At 41.4% G+C, this 26,089-nt stretch carries 19 protein-coding genes and 5 pseudogenes; 2 read left to right on the forward strand and 22 right to left on the reverse strand.

From position 1 onward, the window contains the following. The first annotated feature begins 245 nt into the window (after positions 1-245). Positions 246-554: a DUF4870 domain-containing protein gene (locus ACNO7B_RS09000; protein WP_007499277.1), complete on the forward strand. Its 309-nt coding sequence runs from the start codon at positions 246-248 to the stop codon at positions 552-554. Positions 555-607: 53 nt separating this feature from the next. Here ACNO7B_RS09000 and ACNO7B_RS09005 read toward each other — a convergent pair whose 3' ends face one another. The 22 genes and pseudogenes from ACNO7B_RS09005 to ACNO7B_RS09110 form a co-directional block, all read right to left on the reverse strand. Next, complete coding sequence (locus tag ACNO7B_RS09005; RefSeq protein ID WP_417901433.1) at positions 608-2,011, reverse strand: ATP-binding protein; 1,404 nt, start codon at positions 2,009-2,011, stop codon at positions 608-610. Positions 2,012-2,013: 2 nt separating this feature from the next. Then, complete coding sequence (locus ACNO7B_RS09010; protein WP_007499274.1) at positions 2,014-2,721, reverse strand: response regulator transcription factor; 708 nt, start codon at positions 2,719-2,721, stop codon at positions 2,014-2,016. A 131-nt stretch (positions 2,722-2,852) separates the two neighbouring features. Next, positions 2,853-4,118, reverse strand: coding sequence for a glycoside hydrolase family 30 beta sandwich domain-containing protein (locus ACNO7B_RS09015; RefSeq protein WP_144625750.1), 1,266 nt, complete (start codon positions 4,116-4,118; stop codon positions 2,853-2,855). A gap of 41 nt (positions 4,119-4,159) precedes the next feature. After that, complete coding sequence (locus tag ACNO7B_RS09020; RefSeq protein ID WP_046527322.1) at positions 4,160-5,704, reverse strand: glycoside hydrolase family 43 protein; 1,545 nt, start codon at positions 5,702-5,704, stop codon at positions 4,160-4,162. Between the two features lie 222 nt (positions 5,705-5,926). Next, positions 5,927-7,387 carry a CoA-acylating methylmalonate-semialdehyde dehydrogenase gene (locus ACNO7B_RS09025; protein WP_025207429.1) on the reverse strand — a complete coding sequence of 487 codons (1,461 nt, stop codon included), beginning with the start codon at positions 7,385-7,387 and terminating at the stop codon, positions 5,927-5,929. Between the two features lie 374 nt (positions 7,388-7,761). Next, a complete protein-coding gene (locus ACNO7B_RS09030; protein ID WP_417901434.1) occupies positions 7,762-9,093 on the reverse strand; it encodes an alpha-glucosidase/alpha-galactosidase in 1,332 nt (443 codons plus the stop codon). A 31-nt stretch (positions 9,094-9,124) separates the two neighbouring features. Further along, complete coding sequence (locus ACNO7B_RS09035; RefSeq protein WP_025207431.1) at positions 9,125-9,955, reverse strand: carbohydrate ABC transporter permease; 831 nt, start codon at positions 9,953-9,955, stop codon at positions 9,125-9,127. Next, the gene (locus ACNO7B_RS09040) at positions 9,955-10,887 is read right to left on the reverse strand and encodes a carbohydrate ABC transporter permease (protein WP_025207432.1); all 933 of its coding nucleotides are present in this window, start codon (positions 10,885-10,887) and stop codon (positions 9,955-9,957) included. Before ACNO7B_RS09040 ends, ACNO7B_RS09035 begins: the two co-directional genes overlap by 1 nt. A gap of 30 nt (positions 10,888-10,917) precedes the next feature. Then, positions 10,918-12,174, reverse strand: a complete 1,257-nt coding sequence (locus tag ACNO7B_RS09045; RefSeq protein WP_025207433.1) for an ABC transporter substrate-binding protein — start codon at positions 12,172-12,174, stop codon at positions 10,918-10,920. Positions 12,175-12,391: 217 nt separating this feature from the next. Beyond that, positions 12,392-13,432 carry a LacI family DNA-binding transcriptional regulator gene (locus tag ACNO7B_RS09050; RefSeq protein WP_041507192.1) on the reverse strand — a complete coding sequence of 347 codons (1,041 nt, stop codon included), beginning with the start codon at positions 13,430-13,432 and terminating at the stop codon, positions 12,392-12,394. Between the two features lie 183 nt (positions 13,433-13,615). Next, positions 13,616-14,308, reverse strand: a complete 693-nt coding sequence (gene alsE, locus ACNO7B_RS09055; RefSeq protein ID WP_417901435.1) for a D-allulose 6-phosphate 3-epimerase — start codon at positions 14,306-14,308, stop codon at positions 13,616-13,618. A 17-nt stretch (positions 14,309-14,325) separates the two neighbouring features. Then, positions 14,326-15,588, reverse strand: a complete 1,263-nt coding sequence (locus tag ACNO7B_RS09060; protein WP_065460460.1) for a PTS ascorbate transporter subunit IIC — start codon at positions 15,586-15,588, stop codon at positions 14,326-14,328. Between the two features lie 26 nt (positions 15,589-15,614). Beyond that, positions 15,615-15,881, reverse strand: a complete 267-nt coding sequence (locus ACNO7B_RS09065) for a PTS sugar transporter subunit IIB (RefSeq protein WP_017359544.1) — start codon at positions 15,879-15,881, stop codon at positions 15,615-15,617. Positions 15,882-15,896: 15 nt separating this feature from the next. Next, positions 15,897-17,969: a BglG family transcription antiterminator gene (locus ACNO7B_RS09070; RefSeq protein WP_417901854.1), complete on the reverse strand. Its 2,073-nt coding sequence runs from the start codon at positions 17,967-17,969 to the stop codon at positions 15,897-15,899. A gap of 190 nt (positions 17,970-18,159) precedes the next feature. Beyond that, positions 18,160-19,055, reverse strand: a pseudogene (locus tag ACNO7B_RS09075) (XkdF-like putative serine protease domain-containing protein). 50 nt (positions 19,056-19,105) lie between these two features. Next, the gene (locus ACNO7B_RS09080; RefSeq protein WP_017367366.1) at positions 19,106-19,753 is read right to left on the reverse strand and encodes a hypothetical protein; all 648 of its coding nucleotides are present in this window, start codon (positions 19,751-19,753) and stop codon (positions 19,106-19,108) included. 121 nt (positions 19,754-19,874) lie between these two features. Next, entirely contained in the window at positions 19,875-20,639 is a 765-nt protein-coding gene (locus ACNO7B_RS09085; RefSeq protein ID WP_017367367.1) for a TRADD-N-associated membrane domain-containing protein, read from the reverse strand. 94 nt (positions 20,640-20,733) lie between these two features. Further along, positions 20,734-21,631, reverse strand: a pseudogene (locus ACNO7B_RS09090) (phage minor head protein). Beyond that, positions 21,628-22,433, reverse strand: a pseudogene (locus tag ACNO7B_RS09095) (phage portal protein); the annotation flags it as partial. The pseudogenes ACNO7B_RS09090 and ACNO7B_RS09095, both read right to left, overlap by 4 nt. Before the next feature lie 86 nt (positions 22,434-22,519). Then, complete coding sequence (locus ACNO7B_RS09100) at positions 22,520-22,939, reverse strand: hypothetical protein (protein WP_017367369.1); 420 nt, start codon at positions 22,937-22,939, stop codon at positions 22,520-22,522. 20 nt (positions 22,940-22,959) lie between these two features. Further along, positions 22,960-23,766, reverse strand: a pseudogene (locus tag ACNO7B_RS09105) (EndoU domain-containing protein); the annotation flags it as partial. A gap of 204 nt (positions 23,767-23,970) precedes the next feature. Beyond that, positions 23,971-24,390 carry a MarR family winged helix-turn-helix transcriptional regulator gene (locus tag ACNO7B_RS09110; protein WP_046527668.1) on the reverse strand — a complete coding sequence of 140 codons (420 nt, stop codon included), beginning with the start codon at positions 24,388-24,390 and terminating at the stop codon, positions 23,971-23,973. 169 nt (positions 24,391-24,559) lie between these two features. Between ACNO7B_RS09110 and ACNO7B_RS09115 the strand changes: the two are divergent. Continuing rightward, a pseudogene (locus ACNO7B_RS09115) lies at positions 24,560-26,081 on the forward strand (MDR family MFS transporter); the annotation flags it as partial. Positions 26,082-26,089: the final 8 nt, after the last annotated feature.

Genomic DNA, 26,089 nt, shown 5'->3' on the forward strand with positions numbered 1-26,089 from the left:
TCGGTTACGACTTTATTTTAAATAGAGGGATGACCAAAGTCAACTATTTTTTTTCTGAAAAAATAGATTGAAATACCCAGAATCATTTTATCTTTCCTTGTCATTTTACAGTTTAACATATTTAAGGTTGCTGTAAGGTTCGGATTAATACGAGTTAAGGTTGAGGTTGTACAATGGGTTTGTAAGGAATTGAGGGATGAGTTAAATGGTCCTCTGTTCTAAATCAATCATAGAGGTGAAAAGCTTTGAGAGAAAATAAAATTTTGTCTTCATTATGTTACTTCAGCATCTTTTTTGCACCATTTCTATTTCCGATTATCGTTTATTTCTTAGGAAAAGACGAAGTGAAATACCATGCGAAAAAATCACTTTGGACACATATTATTCCTTATTTGATTTTCGGTCTTGGTATTGCCGGTTCAGGTTTACTTGGCATGAACGATATCAGTCATGCTGGTCCGTTCTTAATTGCAACGTATGCTGTGACATTCCTTGTGGCGATCTACTTCTTCATTTGGAACATTGTGAAAGGCATTAAAGTGTTTTCAGAATAAGAGTTAGAAAAAACGGTTCTGTGATTGAGCAGAACCGTTTTTTGTATGTCCGTTTAAGCGGGTAATTGGATATCAATCGTTGTTCCTTCTCCTATTATACTTTGTATTGTCATATCTCCCCCGTGTTTTTGGATGATATCTTTTGCAATCGCCATTCCAAGACCTGAGCCTACATGTGTCCCTCCTGTATTCGTCCCTCTATAGTAGCGGTCAAACACTTTTTCTAGCTCTGCCTCTTCAATTCCTTTGCCGTTGTCTTGAATGGTGATGTGGGTATGTTCTTTTTGTTCAAGCTGTACAATGATTTTCACATCAGCATCATTGTGAACAAGGGCATTTAAAATGAGATTGGTGACCGCTCTTCGTATGAGGATCGTATCAATATTCAGCATAAGCTTGTCTACATTCGTTTGCAGCTCAATGGTCTGATCTGCATATCTCGAATCGTTGAGGATATCAATTAACGTTTCACGCAGCAATGGCACAATGTTCACCAGCTCTTTATGCAGCATCACGTCGTTATTTTTCAGCCTTGTTGTTAAATTGAGATCCTCCATCACATCTTTGATGTACAGTGATTTATTCTCAATGATGTCAGCGTAATGTCTGATATCTTGTTCTGAAAGAGGATAATTTGGATCTTTCATGATTTCTGCATAGCCTTGAATAGAGGATAATGGTGTTTTAATATCATGAGAAATATGACTGATCCACTCTTCTCGCATTTGCTCTAATTTGTCTTTTTCTTTTTGACTTGAAGCGAGCTGCTCGGATAAGTGATTGACATTATAGAACACATCTTTATATATCCCCTTCGTTGGCAGCTTCGTCGTATAATCTCCGTTTGCGAGCCGCTGAATGCCGTAAATGGCACGGCCGAGCGGTTTGATGAGTTGCCGGCTGAATAAGTATCCAATGAATAAGGCAATGATGGCATCAATCGATAATAAAATCATCGTCCCGATATTGAATTGCGCTATTAATTCTTTCGTATCAAAAGAAAATAAATATTTTCCGATGGAAGGGTCCTTAAATCCGATGAAGTAGCTGTATTCCTTACCCTTTCCATTTTTCCCCCCAGCATAGATCGTCGACATCAATTGCTTATCTTTATATTTATGTAAGTTTACAATTTCTATAGGTGTGTATTTGCTCTTTAAGCCTTTAGGTGCTAATGCATGATAGACGTCTTGTCCATTTTCGTCTAATATTTGAATCCACGCATTTTGTTGTTTTAAGGCTTGCTGTCCTTCTTTACTCACAGTGATATTTTGATCAGACAAGGTGATGTATTGTTCAAATGTTCTTGTGAAGGTTTCCGGCGTATTTTCTTCGTTTTGCTGACTGCTTGCTTGTAGTACAAGCCATATCATGAATCCAAATAAGTTAATAAAGACCGTGATAATGGTCACGATAATGACAGAGACCATGTATCTGCCTGTTAATCGCCATTTCATCTTTACGCATCCTTTACAACAAATTTATAGCCAAGCCCTTTGACCGTCACGAGAAATTCTGGTGTAGATGGGGAATGTTCTATTTTTTCCCGCAGTCTTCGTATATGAACCATTACCGTATTATCAGAACCGAAGAAATCTTCTCCCCAAACCGTTTGATAAAGCGTTTCTTTACTGATGACGCGATTCGGATGCTGCAAGAAATAAGTCATCAACATAAGTTCTTTCGGAGTGAGTTCAATTGCCGCTCCGTTTTTCGTCAGTTCGGCTTGCTGCTCGTTTAACTCAAATGGGCCTTTTTTGATCACGGGCTCCGCTTGAGAAGGCTGTACGTATGATGACCGTCTTAGCTGGGCTTTTACCCGGTAGGCGACTTCTTTTGGACTGAACGGTTTTGTAATGTAATCATCGCCGCCAATGGCAAGGCCTACAATTTTGTCTGATTCCTCTCCCTTTGCTGATAAAAAGATAATCGGAACATGCGAGACATCTCTGATTTGTTTGCAAATATCGTAGCCTTCTCCGTCTGGCAACATAATATCCAGTATGATGAGATCTGGTTGTTCTTGATGAAATTGCGTGAGCCCATCAAGGGCAGTTGAAGCTGTTAACACCTGGTCAATGCCTTCTCTTGTTAATACGGTATGGATTAATTCTAAAATTTCTTTTTCGTCATCTATAATCAATACTTTGCTTTGAACCTTTGGCATGATAATCACTCTCCTGAAGTCATTGTTATTATTATACCCAAAGTGTTGACGTCGTGAAAAATCAACTTACTATTTACACAGAAAAAAGCCAATTTTCTTTTTTAATGAGAAAATTGGCTTTTCGTGTTTCTCTAGCGTTTGACCACAAATGTTGTCACACTTTGAGCAGGGAGATGAGCCCAAAATTGATTTCCTGATATGTTTAAGTCAGTTCCAGGTTGAAGGTTGCTGCTGCCGCTCGTCACCCATCTAGACGCCTGAGAAACAGAGCCATTTTGCACGACGAAGTGTTGATTGACCCCTGCATTGTTTTTATTAATCGCCACAATGACGACCTGATTGTTTCCTTTATAGGCTGAGACGAAAACATTCGGTTCAGGGCTTTTCGTTGCATCAATTCTGACGAAACCTGGTCGCACAAACTTGGAGAAATGCGCCATGTTGTATCCACGCTTGCTAATCATTCCATCTTCCTTCATAGGACCGTATGATCTCCTAATGTACCACCACACATACGCCTGAAAGTCCCCTTCCACCATTGAATGGTGAATATGCTCTGATACCCCTAATGCCTCAGGCCAGCGGTCCGCTGAATTGTTATCACTATTCGGGTAGTAGACCTCTGTCATCCATAGCTCTTTCCCTGCCCCTTTTTGTTTGAAAAGAGGGTACGGAAGCTGGCTAATTTGGGTTCCGTATAGATGAGCGCCGAGAATGTCCATATTCCTTAGCGCCTGCGGATCGTTTAAGATAGGATCTGAGATATTCTTAAGGTATTGAAACGATTCTGGTGCAATCACACGTGCATTAATGGAGCCGGCATTTTCTCTCATGAATCGCAGGATTTCCTGAGGTGTCCACCATGTCCATTCATGCGCATAATCAGGCTCGTTTTGTACAGAAATCGCATAAAGATTGACTCCGTTGTTTTTCATGTAAGTGACAAAATCATTCAGATGCTGAGCATATGCTGCGTATTGATTGTATTTAAGCCGCTTGGCAGGTGATCCATTCCGGTTAAATGTTTCAACCATACTGCTTGGAGGATTCCAAGGGGAAGCGATGACTAAAGCGCCATGCTCGATCGCTCGTTTGGCCGTCGCGACTTCTCTGCTCCAATTGTTTCTGTTTTCGTCTACATAAATTCTAAGAATGGAAAACCCTAACTGATTTTGTCCATTGCCAAAGGCAGTCTCCCTTTGTGGCGCTGTCAAATCACCAATCCAAGCTGGATGGTTCATTCCGCCAAAACCACGAATCACTTGTCTTTCTGCATTAAGGTTAATGTTTGCGTCAGCTGCTGATACTTCAGCTACTCCGGGGCCTATGAACATGACAGATAGCATGGTGAAACACACCAATAAAGCAAGCATTGGTTTTTTTATACATGACATCAAATTTCCCACTCCTCTATCAAACATTTAAGCACCTTTATTCGCTACCTTTGAGTAAACTGCCAAGAATCAAATTGGAATAGATTTCCCCCGCCTGTTCCGGTAAAGACAAAAAATACGTTGTGCACTCCGGATGCGCCGTTAATCGCTGTTTCTATTTCCCGCCAGTTTTGTGTTCCACCGGTGGAAGGGACATTCAGTGTACCGACCAGTCTGCCGTTTGCGCTGCCAAGGCGTACTTCTATTTTCCCGCCTACTGTCGATGCGACATTGGCTTTAAATGTTCTAGCGCCATTTGAACCAAAGTCTACATTCCCTAAAGCCACCCAATCGCCATTTTGAATATTGGTGACATGCTGGTTATTCACTGGTCCTCCTGGTGCTGACGAGGCTTCTGTCAAAATGCGTCCATTCCAAGCGAATGTTTCAGCTTCAACACGTTGATATGGATTCAGATTAGATAGCTGTTTCACCCCTTCATAATTGGCTGCTACTTCTCGAAGGGAGCCATCTGCATTATGCACAAGCTTGTTAATATGTGGAGAGCGATAGCCTTTGCCACTTCCGTATAAGGCAGAGCTAACGGTTTGCGTATGATACACCACATACCACTCATTTTTAAAATTGAACACCGCATGATGGTTGTTACCGCCGCCACCAAAAAAAGCACCCGGATTTTTCAGAAAGTGTCCTTTATACGTGAAGGGTCCCATCGGACTTGAGCTCGTCATATAGCCGATTTCACCAGGTGGTTTATCAGCAGGATGTGAGCCGCCAAAATTGATGCAATAGGAATAGTAATAGGTACCGTTATACTTATGCATCCCTGAATCTTCAAACATAAAAGGAGCATCAATGGTGGATGCGCTACTGGCCACACTTGTCATATCAGCGCCTAGCTTCAGGACTCTTGCTGTTTTAGGATTTGCCCATTGTCCCTGCGTTGGATTGGAACCGCCTGGAACGCCTCCGCCGGCATATAGATAACCAGTACCGTCATCATCTACAAATACGGCCGGATCAAAAAGCCATACAACTCCGGACATGCCAGGTGTACTTGGCGTAACGAGCGCTTTTCCAATTGGATCAGTCCATGGGCCAATCGGGCTGTCTGCTGTAAGGACTCCAATCCCTCCGCCGCTGTTAGCGAAATAAAGGAAAAATTTATCCTTTCCGTTGATCTTCTTTACCGCTGCTGATGGGGCCCATGATGCGCCTGCCCATTTGGCAATGCCTCTGCCGCCATTTGCCCCATTTGCTCCCGCTACTGGAATCGCTCCGTGATCGGTCCAGTTGACCATATCCGCCGAAGAGATGACGAATACTCTATTCAGATTTGCAAATGAATTGTCCTTAATCGTTCCGTTGCTTTGATATTCATAGTCATCACTCGACATATAAAGGTACACTCTTCCGTTATAGGTAAGCGCAAACGGGTCTGCTCCTAAGTGATGATCAATGAGCGGGTTTGCATTTCCTACTTGCTTGGCAATTGGTGTGCTTGCCGCATGCGCTTCATATACTGGCAAACAACTCAGTACCAAAGTGAAAATCAATAAACAAACGCTGCACTTCATCCTCGTCCTCATCGTGTCATTTCCTCCTGTTTTCTTCTTCCTGATATTGGGGTTTAGGCCCAATTTCAAATTATGTTGATGTTTCGTGATGAAGAATGAATACAAAGAATGATTTCTCCTTGCGAATCCCTGTAAAGAGTACAATGAAAACCCTTACTTTTTAACTAGAAGACAACAAAAAATGCAGTCTCCATGATGGAGCTGCATTCTTCCTCAATGTTCAATAAATGTAGGCTACATATAACGAGCGGTCACCATTTTCTTTCTCGTGTAAAACTCTACTCCGTCTGTTCCATTGGCGTGCAAGTCTCCGTAGAAGGAATCTTTCCAGCCGGAAAATGGGAAGAAAGCCATTGGAGCAGGAACACCAATGTTAATGCCTAACATGCCGGCTTCGATGTTTTCACGAAATTCTCTTATGCTTGAAGCGCTGTCTGTGTATAGGCAGGCACCGTTTGCGAATTTTGATTGATTGGACAGGTCGATTGCTTCTGCGAGTGATGAGACACGGACAATGGATAAGACTGGGGCAAAAATCTCGTCCTGCCAGATTTTCATTTGATTTGTGACATGATCAAAGATCGTTGGTCCGACAAAATACCCTTCTCCATTTGTTTCGTTATCTTGTCTGCCATCACGAATCAGGCTTGCGCCTTCTTCAATTCCTGATTGGATATATTGAAGAGTTCGTTCTTTATGCTCCTTCCGAATGACTGGTCCGAGAAAGACATCTTTATTTATTCCGTTTCCTATGACAAGCTGGTTGGATTCATCGACCAATTGTTGAATCAAGTCGTCTGCCACGTCTTCTTCCACTGCGACAACGGCTGCTGCCATGCAGCGTTCACCTGCTGATCCAAAAGCAGCGCCAATGATTTGTTTTGTGGCTGATTCTAAATCAGCATCTTTCAAGACGATAGAGTGATTTTTTGCACCGGCAAGTGCTTGTACACGTTTACCATGTGATGTCCCTTTTTTATAGACGTATTCTGCGACTGGCTGAGAGCCGACAAACGAAATGGCTTTTACCTTTTCATGTTCAAGTAGACCGTTTACTACATCGTGAGCGCCGTTGACAATGTTGAGCACACCTTTTGGAAGTCCTGCTTCTTCAAATAGTTCTGCTAACCGTGCAGCAAGGATTGGCGTCCGTTCTGAAGGTTTTAAAACAAATGTATTTCCGCAAGCGATGGCAAGCGGGAACATCCAGCATGGGACCATCATCGGAAAGTTAAAAGGGGTAATGCCGCCGATGACGCCAATTGGGTAGCGGTACATGCCAGACTCTAGACCAGTCGCAATATCAGGCAGTTGTTTCCCCATCATTAAGGTTGGTGCACCAGCGGCAAATTCCACACATTCAATTCCTCGCTGCACCTCTCCTTTTGCTTCTGTTACACTTTTTCCGTTTTCCAGCGTGACGAGTTCAGCCAACTCATCCCATTTCTCAACGAGTAACTGTTGGTATTTAAATAAAATACGTGCCCGCCGGGGAACAGCTGTTTTAGACCAAGTGGTGAACGCTTCCTGTGCTGCTTGGACTGCATGTTCTACATCCGTTTTTGTTGAAAGCGGTACTTCTGCGATGACTTCGCCAGTAGCTGGATTATAAACAGCTTCCGTTTGGTTCGTTTCGGCGTCCACCCATTGTCCGCCAATATAATTTTTCAACGTTTGTACATCTGTTTTGGTCATGTTCCCTCTCTCCTCTTTGTTTGGATTGTGATGCAATCGTGTGTTGATTTATCGTCATTGTCTCATCTAAGGGGCCTTCATCTGTATACACTCTTTGTCAAATGAAACCACAGTTTTGCTTTACGTTCTGATAAAACATGTGAAGTCTATCGCTTTCAGCTCTTTTGGTTCCGCAGATCTGTCCCCCCTTTTAGGTCGTTTTATCTGTGTGTCATGTGGCATGATCATGTTAACTAATTGATGATGTATTTTTGGTTAACTGTTGGTTAACTTTAGAAAAATCATAATATTAAAAACGCTTTCAGTCAATGATCAGTTTGTTGATCTAAAAAAACCTGATGCCAAGTGCATCAGGCTAAGACTGTTTATGTTAGTTATTTAGAAGAAATTGCGTATTGACTCGGCTCTGTATAAGCCGGGAGCATCTCCCCGTGTGCTTCAATTAATTCATTACATAGTTTGATGGTGTCATCAATTGATAATTCAGCACTTGTATGCGGGTCTAATAATGCCGCTTGGTAAATGTGTTCTTTTTTGCCGCTGATTGCAGCTTCAATCGTCATGAGCTGTGAGCTGATATTGGTCCGGTTGAGTCCAGCCAATTGTTCAGGTATCTCTCCGATATAACATGGCATGATACCGCTCCGGTCTGCAACACATGGCACTTCCACACAGGCTTTTTCAGGAAGGTTGTGAATGAGTCCTCCTGTGTTCAGTACATTTCCACCAAATTTAAAGGGAACGTTCGTTTCAATCGCTTCAATGATACGTGAACCATATTCTTTAGAGCGCGTATGCGTGATTTGTGTGTTTCCCACAAGGTCATGTTTCATCGTATTCCAATTGTTGATTTGTTCCTCGCAGCGTCTTGGGTATTCATCGAGCGGAATGTTAAACTGTCCAATCAGTTCTGGATAACGAGATTTGATAAAATACGGATGATATTCTGCATTGTGCTCTGAGGATTCGGTGACATAGTAGCCGAATTTATCCATTAGTTCAAAACGAACCATATCAGGATGCCGCATTTTTTGTTTTTCTTTTGCTCTTGCTTTGATTTCTGGATACAAGTCTTGACCGTCCCGTTTCACTTCTAATAACCATGCCATGTGATTAATGCCGGCAATTTTTTCTTCAATGCCTTCATGATCCATTTCAAGTGATTGAAATAAATCTTTCGTACACACCTGTACGCTATGGCAAAGACCAACCGTTTGAACCCGAGTATAACGCAGCATAGCGCCAGTCAGTGTGGCCATTGGATTCGTGTAATTTAATAATAAGGCGTGTGGACATACTTCTTCCATATCCTTTGCGAAGTCCAGCATCACAGGAATGGTTCGAAGGGAACGGAAAATGCCGCCGATGCCAACCGTATCTGCAATCGTTTGTCTTAATCCATATTTTTTTGGAATCTCAAAATCAATAACAGTGCTTGGCTGATAGCCTCCTACCTGGATGGCATTGATGACATATTTCGCATTCTTTAAGGCTTCTTTCCGGTTGTGATACGACTGAATGGACACATGTGCACCGTAGTTCTCTTTTAAGTGACGTAGCATCGTTTCTGATTCTTTCAGCCGGTTGTGATCGATATCATATAACGCAAATTCAAAGCCAGCAAGTGCGGGAACGAACAGACAATCTCCTAATATATTTTTAGCAAAAACGGTACTTCCTGCACCGATAAATGTAATTTTAGACATAGACGACACTCCTTTTTACATCAAGGTTGGATTACCCTTTAACAGAGCCTTGAGACAGCCCTGCGATAAAGTATTTTTGCAAAAGTAAAAACATCGTGACCATTGGCAGCATCGCAATAAGAGCAGCGGCGCCAACGAGCTGGAGCTGGTGTTGATTTTGACCAAAGAAATTGGATAAGGCGACTGTAAGTGTATGCATCTCTTTATCTTGCAAGAAGAAGATGGCAAATTGATAGTCGTTCCAAATATACACACAGGCAATGATTAAAACAGAAGCGGTAATCGGCTTCAGCAGCGGAAAAACGACGGTGAAAAAGACTCTGAGTGTTCCCGCGCCATCAATACGAGCGGCTTCTTCAAGCTCCTTTGGTATCGTCGACCGGATAAAACCGGCATATAGAAAAATCGTCAGTGGCAAAAAAGCAGCAACATTGTTTAAAATAGCGATTTGATAAGTATTCATCATGCCAATTTGTACAACCATTTTGTATAAAGGGACAAGGGCTGTGAGCGGCGGTATGACCATAATGGCAATGAATAAGAGATACACCGCTTGATTCAGCTTTGTTCCTCTTCTTGCGAGTGGATAGGCGGCAAGTGATCCAAAGATGATGAGTAGGGCAGCCGAGCTGAACGTAATGATCACTGTATTCAAAAAGGACTGGCCAAGCTGAGCATCTGTCCATGCCATCAGAAAGTTTTCAAAATGAAGCGTTGATGGGAACAACCATTTTGAGCTAAAATCTCCTATCCCCTTTAGAGAGGTCGTGACTAAAATATAAAATGGAATCAGGTGAAGCAATGTAATCGAAAGGGCGAGTAAGGAGTACCATCTTTTCTTTCGTTTATAGGCGTTATCCATCACACCTCGGTCTCCTTTCGTTTGAAATAAATGAGCGCTGCGACACTTACGACAAGGATGATGACAGCCATGAAGACACCTTGCGTCGCTGCATAGCCTGCATCCTGCCGTTTGAAATACAAATCGTACATAAAAGTCGACATCGATTGCGAGGAATCTCCGGGTCCTCCGCCAGTGAGCGCGACAATGACATCAAATAATTTAAGTCCACCGATCACATTGAGCACAACATTGATGGTGATAGATGGCATTAAAAGCGGTAATGTGATGCGCCAAAATTGCTGAAGACCTGAAGCTCCGTCGAGTTGTGCTGCTTCATAATAATCTTTAGGTATGCTTTGGAGTCCTGCTAAATAAATGATCATGGCAATCCCGACGAATTGATACGTATTCACAAACACAATGATCCAAGTGTTTAGCTGCGGATTACCAAGTGCGTTCATTGGATCAAATCCAAAAAAGGTAACAACGTCGTTTAAAGCACCACCTTGGTACGCAAAGACAAAATACCAAATATAGCCCATAGCAATCGGGCTGATCATGACGGGTAAATAGATCACCGTTCTTGTGATGGCTCTCATCTTTAAACTTTGATTTAATAAGAGTGCATATCCAAGACCAATCATATTTTGTAAGATGGTGCTCCCGATGCCGTAAAGAAGGGTATTTTTCACAACAAGCCATGTAGTTGGATCTTGCAGCAATCGTTTGTATTGATCCAGTCCGATCCACTCATACTGTTGTGAGAAACCGTTCCAATTTGTAAAAGAGAGCTGAATCCCGTTAAAAAAGGGATAAATGATAAAAGCACTGACAACGAGAACAGCAGGCAGATACATCCACCAAAGTGAAGAATTTTGGCTATTTTTCATCTTCTGTTTTGGAAAAGAGGTAAATGTCGCCGCCTGTTTTTCTTTTGTGATGTCACTCATTCGCTTCACTCCTGTTTCAGCATGAGCCTGCTATTGTTTTTTCAGACGCTTATATTCCTCTTCCATTTTCTTCGATAGTTGTTCTGGTGTGATGGAGCCTGCTAATAATTCTTGACCGGTCGTTGCCATGACAGCCCACATGCCGCTCGGTAAGTATTTTCGATCAAAATAGGGTTCAATCTTAATATCTTCATATTGCTCGTAAAATGTAGAGTAATAGTTTTTGGCTTTGACTTCTTTTAAGGCCGTTTCAGAGGAAGTGCCCTCTGCGATTTTTTTTGCGTTTTCAGGCTTTGCTAAAAAGTCAATGAATTGTTTTGCTTCTTTTAGATGCTTTGAGTCTTTCCATGCCGCAACAGTAAAGCGTTCCCCGCCAATCCAGCTTTGCTCATCTCCTTCATGAATAGCTGGTACGGGCATGGTGCCTACTTTGATCGATTGATTGAGTTCAGTCGCCTCAGGTCCTAAAGATCCTCCCACAAAGGTGAAAGCAATTTTGTTTTGTGCCATCAGCTCAGGTGCTTGGGATAGTTTCGCCGTTAGTACATCTTTGTTTAAAAGGTCTTGATCTTTCAGCTCCTTCATAAACTGTGCAAGCGGTGTATAGTGAGACCAATCAAATGATCCATTTTCAAGGTCTTTTCCGTATTGATGTTTTTGATCGGTAATGAGTAAAGGCGTTGCCAGCTCATCAAAGACTTGGGCAATATTTGAATTATCGCCTCCTGGGATCCAGAGCGGCACAACGTCTCCTTTACTTTTTTCTTTGACAGTTTGTAAAGCACTTTTCAGTTCATTCAGTGTTTTAGGAACTTTTATGCCATATTCTTTTAATAGATTGGCATTAAAACTAAGTCCGTCTTTTGCTTGATTCAGCGGATAGGCATAGACTTTGCCGTCTTTGTCTTTTAAAATTTGATCGAGTGAAGGATCGAGTTGTTTTACCCAGTCCATCTCCTTTAGATCAGCCACGTATTCGCTATATCGCAGCTTGGCCCAGCCGTGTGTATCAAATAGGTCTGGCATATCGTTTGCGCCCATTTTGACGCGTATCATATCTTCATAGCTGTTGCCAGGGAAGTTGGCATCAATTCGGATGTTTTGATGTTCTTTTTCAAAATCACGGATCACTTCTTCAAATGCCTTTCTCTCCCCGCTGTTACTCATTGTGGAGAATAGAGTCAAGGTCACTTTCCCGTTTGCTTCAGACGCACCGTTATTGCCGCAAGCAGACAAGATCATCGACAAAACTAGAGCTACACACAACATCAGAATTTTTTTACTCATCGTTTCCTCCTTTTGATTACTGAAAATTCAGACGATTATCGGTAGAATTCATGCGGTTGCGGAAACAAAAGAAGTCCATTATACTGGAATTCTATTCTTTTCAAAGAGATAAGAGAGCAATTGGGTGAACTGCGTTGTTTTCAGCATGATCTGGCCATCATGCTCAGCAGCTCCCTTCCTGCTTTTTTGTCTCTTTTTTGTTTGCTGAAATGCTCGTTCACCCCCTTTCATGAATTGGGCATGTGCTGCCTCTTTGCATGAGCTTTGTTGGCACGACGACTTTTAGGGGAAGCTTTCTTCCCTCTATCCGCTCAAGCAAAAGCTTTAGACCTACTTCCCCCATTTGTTCTGTATATACTTTAACCGTTGTGAGCGGCGGGCTTGAAAAGGAAGCGGCTTCGATATCATTAAACCCCACGATTGAGACATCTTGAGGTACACGAAGACCGGCTTCATGTAGCGCACGCATAGCGCCTATTGCCATAGAATCACTTCCGATAAAAAAGGCTTCTGGAAGATTTCCTTTCTGAATGGCTTTTTGCATAAGTGAGTAGCCTTCTTGCATCGAATATTCGCCTATGTGGATGTCATTCATATGAAGAGTTCCCGCTTCTTGCATTCTTTTGATAAACGTTGTTTGTCTTTCATCCTCAATCACAGCATTTCCTTCAAAATAATGCTCCCTCTCTTTCCCGCCAATATATCCTAGATGTGTATAGCCGAGAGATTGCAGATGACGAATGGCACGATCTGCCGCTCTGACAAAATCCACATGTACACAATCATACAAATCTTCATCCGCATAATGATTGATGAAAACGATATGTTCCATTCGGTTTGTCATCTTTTCAACCGTATCAGGGCTGATTCGTCCAATGACGATCAAACCGTCAATATCCTTTAGTATCGCCCCTTTATCCATGTTTCTTAGGCGAAAGGTATGGAGAGTGGACAGACCTTGTTTGGCATATTCTTTTTCAATTCCTTTTCGAATCGATGAAAAAAAAGGATCATTTAATTCTTCGTCAATGGATTGGGCGACAACGACACCGATGACTGGGGATGCGGGTGGGCTTTTTACTTCTGCTTGATCGGCTTTTCTTGCTCTGACTGGGGTATAGTTTAATTTCTTGGCTATGTCGAGGATGTTTTGTCTTGTTGCGTGTGAAACGGCAAGCGTTTGGTCGCCATTTAACACACGGGATACAGTAGAGACGGATACTTTTGCATCATGAGCAATATCTTTGAGTGTAGTCATAGGCAAACTCCTCATCATTTTTGACTAAATGTTTACTAAAGATATTTGAAGAATAACACATAAATAAAGCGCTTTCAATTATAAATTTGTGCTTTTTTGAAGTTTTTGAGTATGTTTTGATAAGGGGATAGCTCATTTAGTAAAATTGCGTAAAAAAGAGGATGGGTTTCATCCTCTTTTTTACTAAAGTGATTTCATTGTGGCTGTTTCTTTTGCGAACAATTGCTTCATTATTTCCCATGCTTTATCTAATTCTTCGTGAAGTCCAAATAAACCTGAGGTGCCGATGATGTAAATTTCATTTCCTGCCTCAGCAAGCAACCGGAACGTGCTTTCATTACAAGAGCCGTCTACCTCAATTGAAAATGAGTATCCCCCCTTCTCTTTGATTTCTTTCACCTCTTTCAATTTCGGAAGCATTTCTTTGATAAAAGGCTGACCCGCAAACCCTGGATCAATTGTCATGATCGTCACCCGGTCTATTAAATGAATAAAAGCATCTAATGCTGCAACTGGTGTGGCGGGATTGAGAACAAAGCCGACCTCACACTTTCTTTCTTGGATATGCCGAATGATTCGAAAAACGTCTTTTTGCACCACTTCTGGATGTAAACAAATCATCGTTGCGCCTGCATCAATACATGCATCAATTAAAAATTCCTGAGGCTGTTCGGCCATTAGATGAACATCAATCGGAACATCTGTCAGTTTCCGAAGTTGTTCAATGAAAAAGGGTGATAAGGTCAGATTTTTTACATAATGACCATCCATGACGTCGACATGATAACGGTCTGCCCTTGTGTTCAGAAGCTGAATTTGTTCACGGAAGTGTGTTAAATCCATGCACATCAATGAAGGTGAGAAAATAGCTGTCATCCTGAAATGCCTCCTTTTTAAAGATGAAATAAAAATTTGATCAATCCAATCAATATTCCGATGATACCGAAGTCTGTATCTCCAAATGTTGTCCCTTCAAAGCCAAGAGTGCCTAACACAGGAAGTAAACAAGCTGGTAAAAATGAAAGGAGTATTCCATTTACAAAGGAACCGGCGACTGCACCTCTCACTCCCCCCGTTGCATTGCCATATACGCCCGCTGTCGCACCGCAGAAAAAGTGTGGCACAAGTCCAGGAACAATGACAGTTAAACCAAACAAAGGAAGAAGGAAAATAGACACGATGCCTCCTGCAAAACTGCATAAAAAACCGATGATCACTGCATTTGGAGCAAATGGGAAAACAGTTGGCGCATCAAGTGCCGGCTTTGCCCCTTTGACGAAACGATCGGCAATCCCTTTGAAAGCAGGCACAATTTCCCCGATGGCCATCCGTACACCTGCTAAAATAATGTACACCCCAGCAGCAAAGGTAATGGCCTGAATGAGAATGAAGACAGCAAAGTTCGTACCACCACTAATGTTTTCTATGAATGAAATTCCCGCAAACGGTGCAATCGCAAAGAAAAGCAGAGCCATCGTAATGGAGATGGCCACCGATGTATCTCTTAGAAAACCGAGTGACTTAGGCACTTGAATGGTTTCCGTTGATTTCTCTGGGCGCCCGACCCATTTGCCGATCATTCCCGCTGTAAAATAGCCGAACGTACTGAAATGACCGAGCGCCAAATCATCACTTCCAGTGACTTTCCTTGTAAACGGCTGAAGGATTGCGGGAGCAATGACCATCGCTGCACCTAATACGATTGAACCAGTGGTGATCAGCAGTGTTCCTTGCATGCCGGCTGTTGACAGAACGACTGCAAGCATAGCCGCCATATATAGCGTATGATGCCCAGTTAAAAAGACGTATTTAAAGGGTGTGAATTTTGCCAAAAGCAAATTGACCAACATGCCAAAAATCATAATGAGCGCTGTCTGTGTACCGAATTCCTTTTGGGCAATGGCCGCCATGGCATCTGTATTTGGGACAACCCCTTGAATGTGAAAGGCTGCTTCAAACATCTTCCTGAAAACCCCAAGTGAATCAGATACGACTGTGGCGCCCGCTCCTAATATTAAAAAACCCATTGTTGTTTTTAAGGTGCCTGATACAGTATCGGCAGCTGACTTTTTCTGCAAAAGTAAACCAGCGAGTGCAAACAAACCGATGAGAATTGCGGGTGTGCCCAATATATCGTTCATGATCAGTTCTATCATGATGTGAATCCCCCTTTTTCCGTCGATTATATGTGTTTACGAAGGACGTCTTTAATGGCTTCCTGGTCTAACAAGTTATTTAATCCAGCGACCTTTCTTGTGCCGTCATCCAGCTGATCGATAATGTCTGTTGCGCCAATATAGAGGTCTGCTTGTTCATTTTTGCTTGTACTGAGATCGGTGTGGTCCACTTCCGCTAAAAGTCCTAATTCTTCTAATGCTTTTTTGACATTCATTTCAACAATAAAACTGCTTCCTAAACCGTTTCCGCATACAACTAGAATTTTTTTCATTTTCTTTTTCCTCCTTTATACTTGTGAAAATCGATTGATTAGTTGTTGAATGGCTGCTAATTCCTCTGCTTCAATCAATTGTCTCACCCGTTTTTCTTCACTTAACAGCATCGTCAGCTGTTTGAGTGCTTTCAGGTGGGTCATACTGTCAATGGCAGCTAATACAATGATGAGACGAACTTGCTTTTTTCCATCCTTTGAAAAGGAAACGGGCTGATGACATGACATAAGTGACATGCTTAATTTGTTAACGCCATCCTCTGGTCTGGCATGCGGAATCGCCACTTGTGGCGCAATCACAATATAAGGGCCATTTTGATGAACAGACTGGATCATCGCTTTCACATAACTTTCCTGAATCGCTTGTTGATCAAGCAAAGGCTGTGCTGCTTTTGTAATGGCCTCCTGCCATGTGTCTGCTGTTTGCTGGAGCTGAATGGTTTCTTCTGTTAATAAATCGTTTAACACTGGTTTCCACCCTTTCTGGTGTGATACATATGTCGGATGAAGCAGCTCCTTCAGGTCATGAAGCAATGCTTTTTCATTTTGAACGATGGTATGCTGCTGAATGATATTGAATAAAGCATTCACATGGTGCTCATCAAGCTTAGGTTCTGAGCCTTCTCCATATTGAAGCAATGTTTTTTTCTCATAAGCAGTGAGAATCGGGTGCACGAGATGAACAGGTTTTCCTTTAAACGATATAGGTGTCGTTGACACAACAAAGTCGGCATCAATGGATGTTAATTCTTCATATGAACGTTTTGATAACAGTCCGCGTATGTCGATGTAGCCGATTAATTCAAGAAGCTGCGTTTTCAGCATGTGACTGGTGCCAATTCCTTCTCCGCAGACAATGTAAACAGAACGTTTCGCAATCGATGAAATCCCTTCTCTTCTCATCCAGCCGCCAAAATGCATCGCCACATAGGCAATTTCATGATCGCTCATCTTTGAACAGGCTGCCTTCTCTAAATGGCAAGCAACCTTTTGCGTGATGTCAAACACCTCTGGCTGTGCATGTTTCATGGAATCTGTTAATTCATTGATGATATCAATGTGATAGATGAGCCTATAATAGGCCGGAATTAAATGCATAGTTAAGTTTTGTTCCAAGAATTCTATTTCCTGGAAGGAAATACACGCATAACGCTGAAAGTCAATGATCATTTGCCTCGCAATGGTTCGAATGAGATGTTCTTCTGGTTTTTGACTTGTTGGAAGTTTTTGTTTTTTGGCACTGAGCCATAGCGTACTAAGAAAATAGATTTCATCATCATGAACCAAAAGACTGGTTTCTTTTTGTATTTGCGCCATGAAACGAATAGCAGCCAAGCATTCATCTGTTTCCTGCAATGTCCGTTTTTCTTCTGTTGAAATGTGTACAGCACGTCCTAGCTTCATCCGTTTGAAGCAGAAAAAGAGATCCATAGACAGCTGATCCAGCATGTCATCTGCAAACTCAAGCTTCAGATCTTGTTCGGACTGTTGAAGGAGAGCATGTATTCTCTTATATGAGATAGGACCCTTTAACCAAACCGATGGAAATGTTTTTTCATTTTTTATCATGTTGCGAATGAAATGAATATGAGGTTTCAGTGCCAACCGAATTGTTCTTTCTTCTCCTGAAATTAAATAGCCACTGGCCGCCTGATAATGAAGTGTAAGCTGCTGTTTTGAAAGTGCTTCTTTTAGTTGTTTCATATCTTCAAGCAGTGTATTGCGGCTTACCTTCGTCATCTCCATAAAATCATCAATTTTTAGATGCTTCTCACTGCATGCAATGGATAGGAGCAAGATGGCACGTCTTTCTTTTACACATGGTTCATAGTCATGACCGACAAGAACAGTGTCAGCTTTTTCGATAATGACTTCTTTCTCGTGTGGATTTAAATAGTAGCCTCGTTGATCTTTTCGCTGGACGCCACTAAGCTGATGGGTTTCCAGCCAGCTATTCATTCGTTTGATTTCAGCGTAGACCGTTCGAGTAGAGACATTAAGTCGATTTTGTAAATCTTCAATTGATAGATAAGTGGTCGTGTGAAGCAGCATCGATAATAAAGTCGTGCCCCTCTTGGTTAAGTGCAGTTGGAATTCCTCCCTTCTTCCCTTTGGTTATAAGTCTAATCAACTCGCATGCGTCAAAGAAGTCCAAATGTTTTCAGTAAGTATTGTGCAGCTTTTGGGTGATTCTTTTGCCATAAGAAAAAGCACACCCGCATGAGTGTGCTTTGAGATTTGTATAAAAAGAACCCTTTTTCTGCTTTTAATTGCCTTGCTATGTGATCAGCTTCCGAATGCCCCATTGAGCAATTTCAACCGCCTCTTGACTCAACAGATTGTCGATAGCGGCTCTCTGGCATTTTTCAATTCAGTTAAGTTAGCAGCAGAAAACTTTCTACCTGCTTTTGCGACTTCTTCAGGTGGATCAGTTTGGATCACCGCTAAGTCATCAGTAAGCAAAATCTCCTGTGTAATTTCCACAAAATCTTGCAGTGCTGACCTCACCTTGTCAGGATCATTCTCCAAGTCTTCATCGGTGTAGGAATCCCATTTAAACAAAACGGAATTCAGCGCATCTTGTGCAGCCCAAAACTCACGACGCATGTGGCCTTTGTCATATCGGTTCTTTACTTCTCCTTTAGAAAAGAAGTTTTTAAGCAAAGAAAAAAGCCCCTTCTCATCAGAAGCTGGCTCACGTTCTTGCTTTCCTATGTCTGCTGTTCCGGCCATTGAGTATCCGGTGATCTCACCCTTTTGAATCTGTTCCCAGATTTCATCAGATGCTTTTGTCACAAGGACCCACGATCCTTTCTTGATAACTTCACCGCCCATTTCAAAATCGGAAGGAGCGATATAAGATTCAACGACTTCCCCGACACCGCCTTGGAAATCATGCTGCTTGTCGATCTCACGTGCATCCTTCAGGAACCCATGAGCGGCTTTTTCAATTTCTTCTGGTGTCATGTAATCCCTATGTGCATCAGCTACGTTTGGTTCGTACACAATACCGTATACTAGACGCTGCGCATCATCAGCCTTCGCAATGACCTTGATCTCTTTTTAAAAGTCATTTTCTTTTTCTGACTTAACGAAAAAAAACTGCTTTTGATTAGCAGCTTTGTCTACGTATGAAACATGTGTGATTTTTGCATTAATCAATTCCCGTGGCAATTCATTAACCTCCTTTCAAAAGAAAAAAGACCTTCTTTAGAAGAAGATCTTTAATCAAAATTTATGCTTTGGAGACCCTTAATTATTTTCTTTGTTAAATCGTTATATTTTTTTGATTCTATATAAGATATATTTTTTGCTTCTTGATAATTATGAACCGCTACATTTCTTAAGCGTGCCAAATCTCTAAAAGCATCAAAATAACTTCTTTCCAAATAATTGTTTTCCACAAGATAACCCATTTTAGCAATAGGGGGATGGCGCATTAGGTGGTCTACTTCTAATTTATTTAAAACAGAATTCAATTCATCTTCAACTAAAAGCCAGGACATAACTACTGCTAAATAAGGAGCTTCCTTAGCTATCTTATTGATTTTAGGATTTGAATTATTATCCCCCACAGTAATAGAAGCGCCAAGATCATCACTTGAATTTTTAGAAGGGGACTCCTTATTTGTTGGAAAATCCTCAGCATCAGAATTGCTAATTTCAGATTCTTCTAACTCTGACTCGACTTTTTGAAGGCCTTGACTAAATACCGCTTCAAAATCTTTATATTTAAGTGAAGCGAGCTTCCACTCAGCTATCTTCTCAATTAATTGAGTAACAGGCTTTCTCAAACAATAAACTGCTATTAAAACGATAATAGGCCAGGATAAAGATTTAATTATTGACGACCAAAACTCCAACCAATCCATAACTTCCCTCATTTCATAAAAGTAATGAGGATATTATACTATTTCGTTCCATGTTTTGTAAGTGCTTATCTCTTCTAAAAAACATTCTAAATTCCTTTACTAATCCCATCGCAGTAAAATATTATTTAACTTTACTCTCAGTGGTTTTATCATTGCTTATATTTAGAGCTAGGTTTGCCAATGTCTCTTGCCTTTTATGTTCATCAGTTATTTGAGATATTAGAAAGTTGCTAAAATAAAAATGATGTGTGTTAACAATCCTATTATGAAACTCAGTTAAAGAGTTTATAGAATTAGTATGCATTTTCAAGTAAATAGCTCCAATAAAATTTGAGAGAATTCCTGCCAGTGCACCGGTTGCAGCTACTATTATTTTGTTTTGTGGACCACCCAACATATTTCCTGATATCAGATACAGTGTTATCCCTATAAATACAAAACCTAGAGTAATGCAACTGATCCCAACCCAAAACACAAAAGAGTTTTGCCTTAGATTAAGGTCATAATATCTTTTCAATTGTAAATCGTGTTGTTTGAATAGAGTCTCACTTCTATTTTTTAAGGAATCATCACTTTGCAGCAAGTCAATTTCCCTTTCAATATCGTATATCATTGTGGTTAGTCGTTGGTTTGGAGTGATATATGGCATTAAAATTATGAGTACACCAAACAAAGAAGTCATTAAGATCATCATCCCACTATGTTCCATTCTAATTTGAAGGGAAATACCTAAACCAAATAACATATAAAATAATCCAATTACAATGCAAATAACTTTTCTTCTTTTTGCCCTAAGTTCTAATAATGTCTTTTCTCTCTCAAGGCGTTTAAGATCGGGTTTTGTATCACTACTCATTGTCTCTCCAGGATTTAATGAATTATCCATTTTAATAACCTCTTTACTTTTAATATAAAGTAAAGATATCACAAAACAGAATGATTATATAATAATTTTTAGCATTACATACATTAATTTCATGTTAGATAATTCTCTCTCTTCTAATCTCTTCTTTTTCCTCAGCTGACAATCCGAGAATAACAGGACCAACCGCACAATGACAGTTCACACGCTCTTTAGGAGAAAGCTTGGTATCTCTCGGAAACATGCACCGCTCTCCGCTTCCTGGTATCTCAAATTCTTCATCCAAAGGAATGATCGTGCCGTCCAGCTGCACATGACTTTCTCTGGACTGATTCTTTTTTCCACCGCTATGCTTCCACTTCTTCCCCGTTACTGCCGGGGATTGAACATAGGATTCATGTTGAGCGACAGAAGAAGCGGTCAGCACTTCAGTTACAGCTGTGACACGTGCACGCTTCCGGCTGAATTCAGGAAGGTCCTTCAGCTCCAGTTCAATTTCTTGGATAGAGCGGCCTTCTTTTATTCCTTCCTTCAGCGTTTGCTCAATGGCCGTATGAATATTCAGCTTCATCAGCTGCGCCAACTCCTGCGACCACGATTCAATCCACTGTTCAGTTTTCTCAGAAAGCACCTTGAATGGAATATCAGCATCGATGGAATGCATAATCTTCTCGGCCAGCTGCGTGACGGTCAATGTCAGAAATATGGCCGTTTCTTTTCCAAACAGCTCCGCAAATTCGTCAGCTGCAAACAAGTCATTTTGAAAGAATGCTAGAATTGATTCTAACGTCTCCGAATCGTCCTTGGATATAAAAACCATTTAGTTCATTCAAAAACGTCCTGCGTTGCAATCTGAGAAGTTTTGCGGTGGTTTTCTCGTACTCTTCCACCAAAGAGGGTATATCCGTCAGTTCAGGGAAATCAGCTACAGCTGCTTCTAGTTCTTCAACCTCATCCGATTCCACTTTTTGCACAAAGACATTAATGCTTCTGATTAGCTGATCGACCTTGCTCATTTGCGGATCTCCTCCATTACATCTCTAAGGTCCTTGAGGATCGATACCAATTCATTCTGAGAACCTGCTGACTTTTGAAGAACCGTATCAAGAAAGCTTGTTGATGCCTTTGGCTTAGTCTCAATCGGTCTGTGATATTGTTCTTCAGGCCATTCTTCTAAAGTTTTTCCTAGAATACGGCCAGCCAGATCACGCAGGTCATTCGGTGAAACCGCTCCTGCTTGAATAAACGGTGTAAGAACCTTAGCAATTTCGAGCAGAACAGATCGAGATCAGGAAGAAAGAGTGTGTTGAACTTGCCAGTGATGATCATTCTTTCCGGCTGAAATACCTGCTCTTCCGTTGTCTTTCGAGCGGTATCTGTTGTAGCCTTGTTATAATCCTTTGATTCGCCTGTGTAGATCGGCGGCAGACGGAAAGAAGAACGTATCTTGTTTCTCGTCTTCTCGTCGTATTCAAGAAACAGCGCATCCTCCTGAAGAATCTCGGCCAGTTATTTTATTTCAACTTTCACAGGTGCAGGGTCTTCGTCATTGCTTACTTCGTCCTTTTTCTTTTTAGGAATCCCTTCGACTTCAAGCAAAAGAAACTTATGTGCATTGTCTGAACCTTCAATGCCGTTCATGTACTCTTGCAGCTGCTGATAGGAAGACTCGGACAGCATTCCATTTTCCACTGTAATAACTGCCGGCACATGCCGACCTTGTTTAAAGTACAGATAGTTCAGTTCTTCTGTCTTGCGTGCTCCGTACATTTTGACGATGTTACCAATCCAGCGAGGAACACCATATGTACCGCTGCCGCTCTGCTTGAAGTCCAATAACACCAAAAACCTTGAAAGGTATTAAGCCATTCAAGGTTTTTTTGTATAATCTCATTAAAAATGAACTAATTTGAATTCATTTTTGAAAGGAAATCTTGAAGAACTAATTTTACTGGTGAATTCGCAGTAGTAGCCAACACATTATTTACACGTTCTAAAATTTGAGGATGCTCCAATATCAATTTTTTGCCTTCCTCAATTGGAAAACTTCTCAATGTATCAATACAGATCTCAAATAGTTCTTTATCATTAGTATTCAACAAATCCATTAAAATTTTCAACTCATATTCATTGCACTCATTATCCAGACAATACGCAATTTTCCGCTGCCACTCTATTGGCTTATTGCGCACCTGATTTGATAATTCTTCCCAATCGTTCAGGCTAAAATCCGAGAGAATCTCACTAGCAATCAAACACCCGTCGTCATACCACGAATCTACCGTTGTATCAGCAGATAAAAGATTATCTAATTCCTTAAACACATTTAATACCTCCATTTAAATTAAAATCCTGATGGGCGTAAAGCATTTTCTGTACCTGTCGGATACCCGCTAGTTACATCTTTCCCCACTTTAATCACATCAATTTCTACACCATCAATACGTGCTCTATGCCAAGTTGCTCTATCTCTTAATCTTGATGAAATAGCTGCTGTATCTCCAACATCGGTAATACTTTTGAGAATTTTCTCATCCTTCCAAGAATCAGGAAAGAGCGTGCTTTTTTTAATCTTAGAGATATTTCCATCAGAAAACTGTTTTGTAAATACAACATTTTTTGTACCATCCGCATTTGTTGATAATACTTCAACTGCAAATTTTTCATTATCATTATTAATTCTAGGCGAATGTCCACCTATTAACTGATTTTTGGGGACCTTCCGTTGTCCTTCTAGAATCTTAGCTTCAATTTCTGGACTAATTACAGTTCTTCTAGCAGAATGTCCACCTGCACCCTGAATTCCCACCTTTCCATGAAACCCTTTCGCCCCAAACGGCAAAAGCATTCCAAGCGCCGCATTCATACTCGCCTCCTGCTGTTCTTTCGAGATCTTATTCCCAAACATATCTCTACCAATAATCGCTTCGCTGAAGCCGTTGGTGGCGGTGAGGCCATATAAGCCTTTTTGAGATATTTTTAAGGCATCAAAGGACTTTTGGGACGTCTTGTAGATGTCGACTGCCCTAACTGCGGCGGACGTGGCTTGAGTCGTTTTATAGACAGCTTTCCCGCCTTTGAAAATGCGTCCTGCCCAACCGACAATCGGGATGTAGCCTGCTGCTGCCATGCCACCTGCGGCGACTCGCTGTCTGGTTAGTGCTTTTGCATCAAGTATCTTACCCAGAAGAAGTCACTCCCTCCTATTCATTGACAAGGTCAATTTTACCAACACGAAGTTTGTCATTAAATAGGAATAAAGATACAAAAACAGTACTTAATATGTAAATGATCAGAAGCATATCCTCGCTATTTTATTTTTCAAAGAAAAGCACCCCCTTAACATTGTGCTCTCTTAAGATTTAGACTTAAGCAATTGTAGCTCTTGGTCCATAATATCTGCTGCTTCGTTAATAAATTGAATGATCAAGTCTAAATCTTCTCGTTTGTATTCGTTTGTGAGCTGTTTAGTTGATGCCGATAAAGATTGAAAGAGTTCCTTCACTTGTGATTTCCCCGCTGTTAATGGAACAATGATGACCCTTCGCTTGTCTTTTGGGTCCTTCTCCCTTTTGACGTAGCCTGCTTTTTCTAACCGGTCAATGAGAGCGGTGACCGCACCTGAGCTAAGACCGGTTTTTTCACTTAATTCACCTGCTGTGAGTGGTCCAAGTTCGTTTAACAAATCTGCTGATTTGAGATCTGTTGGGAAAAGGCCGAGCGATTGAGCGGCTGCTTGGTGGAATAGGACTGTTCGTGTAGCAAGGCGTCTCATCGTATGAATGATCAGGTCCGCTTGATCTTCTGCCTCGTTCTTTATTGACAACTTGTTCTCCTCCCTTTAAAATCAATTTATCTTGATCATCAAGATAAATGTTCTCTTACTTTATAATTAACTTGATCATAGCAAAAAAGTGAAGAGAACGTAAGCAGGAGGTAATGAAATGAATAACGTGGATCATAAAGGCAAGGCATCCACTCGCTTTGTTGTCATCGGGTTGCTGTTAGGGATTTTTATGGCAGCGATGGACAACACCATTGTCGCAACAGCAATGGGAAGCATCGTCGCCGATTTGGGCAGTTTTGATAAATTTGCTTGGGTGACTGCTTCTTACATGGTGGCAGTGATGGCCGGTATGCCGATTTATGGAAAGCTTTCAGATATGTATGGTCGAAAGCGTTTTTTTCTGTTTGGACTTATTTTCTTTTTAATTGGATCTGCGCTGTGCGGCATCGCACAAACAATGGATCAGCTCATTATTTACCGTGCGATTCAAGGACTTGGAGGCGGTGCTCTTCTTCCGATCGCTTTCACAATTATCTTTGATATCTTCCCGCCAGAAAAGCGCGGGAAAATGTCCGGTATGTTTGGTGCAGTTTTTGGTCTATCCAGTGTATTAGGCCCGCTGTTAGGAGCGATTATTACGGATTCGATCGGCTGGCATTGGGTGTTTTATATTAACGTACCAATCGGTATTGTCAGTGTGTTCTTGATCGCCAAATTTTATCAAGAATCGCTCGAGCATCGTAAGCAGAAAATTGACTGGTCAGGTGCCATTACACTTGTCGTTGCGGTTGTCAGTTTAATGTTCGCCCTTGAGCTTGGCGGTAAATCGTATGCATGGGATTCTGTTCAAATCTTGACACTATTTGCTGTGTTTGTTGTCTTCGGAACCATCTTCTTCATTGTTGAACGAAAGGCCGAAGAACCGATTATTTCTTTTTGGATGTTTAAAAATCGTTTGTTTGCGACATCTCAAATTTTGGCGTTTTTATATGGCGGAACGTTTATTATTCTAGCTGTCTTTATTCCTATCTTCGTCCAGGCTGTGTACGGTGAATCTGCAACAAGTGCCGGGTTCATTTTAACACCGATGATGATTGGGTCCGTGATTGGCAGTATGATTGGCGGAACGATGCAGACGAAAGTGCCTTTTAGACGATTAATGACCATCTCTGTGATTTCATTTTTTGCTGGGATGCTGCTGCTTGCCAATATGTCGCCTGATACAGCAAGATTGTGGCTTACGCTCTTTATGATGATTTCAGGTTTTGGCGTTGGATTTAGCTTCTCCCTTCTGCCATCTGCTTCAATGAATGATCTCTCTCCGCGCTACCGCGGCAGTGCTAATTCTACCAATTCGTTCATGAGATCACTTGGGATGACTTTAGGTGTGACGATTTTTGGAACGATACAAACCAATGTCCTGACAAATCGTTTAGCAGATGCTTTTAGCGGAATGAAAGGAGCTCCAGCTCAAGTTGGTGATCCGCAAGCCATTTTTCAAGAGGGGGCACGCTCACAAATTCCGCCTGATATTTTAAATAAAGTGATTGATGCGATGTCACAAAGTATTACGTATGTATTTATGATTGCTTTATTCCCGATTGCACTTGCGGCGATTACGGTCGTATTTATGGGAAATGCACGAGTACGTACATCAAATGAAATGAAAGAAAGCGAATAATGTGAA

It is taken from the genome of Bacillus sp. AK25, from assembly GCF_048270685.1.
Classification (GTDB): domain Bacteria; phylum Bacillota; class Bacilli; order Bacillales; family Bacillaceae; genus Bacillus; species Bacillus altitudinis.

What these genes read in the sequence shown, in the direction of transcription:
- ACNO7B_RS09005 (WP_417901433.1), bottom strand. Translation starts at nt 2,011, where the DNA reads ATGAAATGGCGATTAACAGGCAGATACATGGTCTCTGTCATTATCGTG.
- ACNO7B_RS09010 (WP_007499274.1), bottom strand. Translation starts at nt 2,721, where the DNA reads ATGCCAAAGGTTCAAAGCAAAGTATTGATTATAGATGACGAAAAAGAA.
- ACNO7B_RS09020 (WP_046527322.1), bottom strand. Translation starts at nt 5,704, where the DNA reads ATGAGGACGAGGATGAAGTGCAGCGTTTGTTTATTGATTTTCACTTTG.
- ACNO7B_RS09025 (WP_025207429.1), bottom strand. Translation starts at nt 7,387, where the DNA reads ATGACCAAAACAGATGTACAAACGTTGAAAAATTATATTGGCGGACAA.
- ACNO7B_RS09030 (WP_417901434.1), bottom strand. Translation starts at nt 9,093, where the DNA reads ATGTCTAAAATTACATTTATCGGTGCAGGAAGTACCGTTTTTGCTAAA.
- ACNO7B_RS09035 (WP_025207431.1), bottom strand. Translation starts at nt 9,955, where the DNA reads ATGGATAACGCCTATAAACGAAAGAAAAGATGGTACTCCTTACTCGCC.
- ACNO7B_RS09040 (WP_025207432.1), bottom strand. Translation starts at nt 10,887, where the DNA reads ATGAGTGACATCACAAAAGAAAAACAGGCGGCGACATTTACCTCTTTT.
- ACNO7B_RS09045 (WP_025207433.1), bottom strand. Translation starts at nt 12,174, where the DNA reads ATGAGTAAAAAAATTCTGATGTTGTGTGTAGCTCTAGTTTTGTCGATG.
- ACNO7B_RS09050 (WP_041507192.1), bottom strand. Translation starts at nt 13,432, where the DNA reads ATGACTACACTCAAAGATATTGCTCATGATGCAAAAGTATCCGTCTCT.
- alsE (WP_417901435.1), bottom strand. Translation starts at nt 14,308, where the DNA reads ATGACAGCTATTTTCTCACCTTCATTGATGTGCATGGATTTAACACAC.
- ACNO7B_RS09060 (WP_065460460.1), bottom strand. Translation starts at nt 15,588, where the DNA reads ATGATAGAACTGATCATGAACGATATATTGGGCACACCCGCAATTCTC.
- ACNO7B_RS09065 (WP_017359544.1), bottom strand. Translation starts at nt 15,881, where the DNA reads ATGAAAAAAATTCTAGTTGTATGCGGAAACGGTTTAGGAAGCAGTTTT.
- ACNO7B_RS09080 (WP_017367366.1), bottom strand. Translation starts at nt 19,753, where the DNA reads ATGGATTGGTTGGAGTTTTGGTCGTCAATAATTAAATCTTTATCCTGG.
- ACNO7B_RS09085 (WP_017367367.1), bottom strand. Translation starts at nt 20,639, where the DNA reads ATGGATAATTCATTAAATCCTGGAGAGACAATGAGTAGTGATACAAAA.
- ACNO7B_RS09110 (WP_046527668.1), bottom strand. Translation starts at nt 24,390, where the DNA reads ATGAGACGCCTTGCTACACGAACAGTCCTATTCCACCAAGCAGCCGCT.